Source organism: Phyllobacterium sp. (assembly GCF_037994405.1).
Classification (GTDB): domain Bacteria; phylum Pseudomonadota; class Alphaproteobacteria; order Rhizobiales; family Rhizobiaceae; genus Phyllobacterium.
On the sequence record NZ_JBBNAN010000524.1, the window covers coordinates 1 to 3554 of the forward strand.

Sequence of the window (3554 nt, forward strand, 5' to 3'; positions counted from 1 at the left end):
ATTGGCACTTTCCGATCAGCGCAAGCGACGCAAATCTGCGGCTCTGTTCTCTAAGATCGGCTCCATTGAGAAGAAGCCTGTCACCGTCGCAAGGTCGAAATTGGTAATAAGTCTCTTGTAGAAGCCGTCGTAACCGGCCATGCCCCGAGTCACAACCTTGATCAGATAGTCCCAATCCCCGCCGATCCGGTAGAAATCGATCACCTCCGGCAGCCGCTCGACGTGGTTGCGAAAGCTGTCCGCCCATTCTTTGGAGTGATGACGGGTGCGGATCATGACGAAGACCGTTAGGTCGAAGCCAAGTGCCGACAGGTCGATGTCGGCATGCACGCCGCGGATCAAGCCACTCGTATTGAGGCGTTGCAGACGCCGCCAGCACGCATTCTGCGACAGGCCCACACGTTCGGCGAGCTCGCGTTGCGATATACTGCCATCCTTTTGCAGGCATGCCAGAATTCGCAGATCAATTTCATCTACTTTTTGCATTGTTTCGATCATATGACCCAATTCTAGCGAAAACTCTCATAGATATGGTGAAGTTTCAATGCGTAAAGGCGACTAAAATCACCGTTGAGCCAATCATTGGAGGAAGCGATGGAAACGAGGTACTTGGAAAAGGCGAATTCAGCTGGCCTGTTGCAGGCCTTCCGGCGCGACCTAGCGGCCGGCGATGTAATTGCCGCGTTGCGGACGGGTCTGATCGGCAAGGATGCTGCGATCGAAGGCCCGTTTGGTACGAAGGAACTTGTCTATGCCGACTATGTCGCCTCCGGCCGCCCGCTCATGCAGGTCGAGCGTTTCATCCTCGAAGAGGTTCTACCCTACTACGCCAACAGTCATACCGAGGCCTCCTATTGCGGAGGCTTCATGACGCGCCTGCGCCGCGAAGCGCGTGCTACGATCGCAGAATGCTGCGGGGCGAATAGTGAGCATGCCGTTATCTTTGCCGGATCGGGGGCAACTGCCGGCGTAAACCGGCTTGTCAAGCTCCTAGGTGTTTCCGATGCCGTAGCTTCGGGCAAGCGGGTGCGTATCATAATCGGTCCCTACGAGCACCATTCGAACATCCTGCCGTGGCGTGAAAGTGGTGCAGAGGTGGTCGAAATCTTGGAGAGCCCTTCGGGTGGACTGGATCTCGCAGCGCTCGAGGCGGCACTGCACGTTGCGGCTGATCTTACCGTCTGTTCTTTTTCGGCCGCCTCCAATGTGACGGGCATCATCACCGATGTTGCCGCGGTCTCCAGGCAGGTGAAGGCGGCGGGGGCCAGGATGGTGTGGGACTATGCCGGGGCAGCGCCCTATCTTCCAATTGCCATGTCGCCCGAAAATGGCATCGAGATCGATGCGGTTGTAATCTCCCCACACAAGTTCATCGGCGGCCCGGGGGCATCCGGCGTGCTGATCGTTCGCCGCGACGCGGTTAAGATCACCAAGCCCTCCTGGCCTGGCGGTGGAACCGTGAAATTCGTCTCGCCGACAGGTCACGACTATAGTGACAGCCTGGAGTCACGCGAGGAAGCAGGAACGCCCAATGTGATCGGCGACATCCGCGCGGCTCTTGCCTTCCTGGTCAAGGACGCGATCGGGGCGGACGCGATGGCTGCCCGTAACGCCGAACTGACGCACCGCGCCATGACCGCATGGCGGGGCTTGGAACGGTTGGAACTACTTGGCTCGCTGTCGCAGCAGCGGTTGCCGATCTTCTCGTTCCGCGTGAGGGACGGCAAGGGCGGCTACGTCCACCAGCAGCTCGTCACCCGCGTTCTCAGCGACCGCTTCGGCATCCAGGCGCGGGGCGGTTGCGCCTGCGCCGGCCCTTACGTGCATCGCCTCCTGTCCATCGACGACGCGCAGTCGCAGAGCATGCGTCAGGCGATCCTGAATGGCGAGGAGATTAGGAAGCCGGGCTTCACGCGGCTGAACTTCAGCGTTCTTTTGTCCGAGGGAAAGGTGAAGTTCATTCTCGAGGCGGTTGCCCAGCTTGCCGCCGACGCGGTGCTCTATGAGCCACAATATGATTTCGACGCCAGCCGTGCGATCTTCTTTCCGCTCGACGCCGACCTGGTGGAGGCCTGAGACATGGCACGGCCTGACATCGCCGCCTTCTTTGATCCGCGCACCTGGTCGGTACAATATGTGGTAAGCGATCCGAAAACCAGGCTTTGCGCCGTCGTCGATCCGGTCCTCGATTTCGACGAAAAGTCGGGTGCGACGGCGACGATCAATGCCGACCGGCTGCTTGCCTTCATCCGCGATCAGAACCTTTCCCTGCAGTGGATCCTCGATACACATCCGCATGCCGACCATCTTTCCGCAGCCGCCTATCTGAAGGCTCAGACCGGTGCGCTAACTGCCATTGGCGCGCGCATCGTTGACGTGCAGAAGCTCTGGACCAGTATCTACAACTGGCAGGAGCTGCGCACCGACGGCTCGCAATGGGACCGCCTCTTTGCAGCGGGCGATACGTTTGAGATAGGCAGCATCACGGTCGGCGTGATGTTCTCGCCAGGCCATACGCTCGCCTCGATCACCTACGTGGTGGATGACGCCGCGTTCGTGCACGACACTGTCTTCATGCCCGATGGCGGAACCGCGCGGGCCGATTTTCCGGGCGGCAACGCCAAGACGCTGTGGGCAACAATCCAAAACATCATGGCACTGTCAGACGAGACGCGCATCTTCGTAGGTCACGACTATCAGCCCGGCGGCCGCGAGCCGCGCTGGGAAAGCACCGTTGCTTCGCAGAAGGCCGAGAACATTCACCTTACGCGCTACGCCACAGAGAAGAAGTTTGTGGCCTTCCGCAACGAACGCGACAGTACGCTGCCGATGCCGAAGCTTATCCTGCATGCCTTGCAGGTCAACATCAACGGCAGCCGGCTCCCGGAGCCCGAGGCCAATGGCAAACGGTATCTGAAGTTTCCGCTAGGTGCGCTCGACGGGGCCTCGTGGGCTGACATTACGGCATAGCGCGACACCGGATCGGGAAGCCAGTTTCTTACAAAGCGCCCTGAGTGCGCGTTAATGATTTGGATCCGATCCCCGAACTCCCATACGGGTCCGCGACGCATGAACGGTCGCAACAGAGGCCGGACAGATGTCAGTACTCGACTACGAACCGCTATACCGGCCTACAAGTCCCGTTGCTAATCATAGTGATTGCCAGCCGGTCGCCGCACAAAACGCTATCGCAGGCATGCTATTGTATCTTACAGGCCGAGAGACCGCTTAGTCCGGCAGCGCCGCGACTGCAACAATTTCAACAACGAGGTCGGGTTGTGCAAGCGCCGCGACTCCGATCACCTCTGAGGGTGGCGGGTTGTTATAGCTACAGTGCTTCGGGCAATGTTCAGCAAAGAACTCGTCCATCACGTCTAGGCGAAAATTGGGAGAGCTCAGAACGCCGCCATTGGGAAATGGCCCCTTAACAAAGAAGGTCAGCCTGATGAGATATTCGAGCGCACTACCGAGTTCCTCCAAATCTGATTTGATGTTCGTGAGAATTGCGCGCCACTGCGCCGCTGCATCGCCAACGGCGCCGCCTCCCTTTTTGC

The 3554-nt window shown here is 59.0% G+C and carries 4 protein-coding genes; 2 read left to right on the forward strand and 2 right to left on the reverse strand.

Features of this window, described 5'->3' with window-relative positions; all coding sequences use genetic code 11:
- Window positions 1–15: 15 nt before the first annotated feature.
- Window positions 16–498, reverse strand: coding sequence for an Lrp/AsnC family transcriptional regulator (locus AAAC48_RS28920; protein ID WP_340657481.1), 483 nt, complete (start codon window positions 496–498; stop codon window positions 16–18).
- 96 nt (window positions 499–594) lie between these two features.
- Between AAAC48_RS28920 and AAAC48_RS28925 the strand changes: the two genes are divergently transcribed.
- Window positions 595–2076: an aminotransferase class V-fold PLP-dependent enzyme gene (locus tag AAAC48_RS28925; RefSeq protein ID WP_340657482.1), complete on the forward strand. Its 1482-nt coding sequence runs from the start codon at window positions 595–597 to the stop codon at window positions 2074–2076.
- A 3-nt stretch (window positions 2077–2079) separates the two neighbouring features.
- Window positions 2080–2970, forward strand: coding sequence for an MBL fold metallo-hydrolase (locus AAAC48_RS28930; protein ID WP_340657483.1), 891 nt, complete (start codon window positions 2080–2082; stop codon window positions 2968–2970).
- 258 nt (window positions 2971–3228) lie between these two features.
- On the opposite strand, the gene AAAC48_RS28935 is transcribed toward AAAC48_RS28930, so the two are convergent.
- Window positions 3229–3554: Rid family hydrolase (locus AAAC48_RS28935; protein ID WP_340657484.1), on the reverse strand; the 326-nt coding region annotated here is incomplete at its 5' end.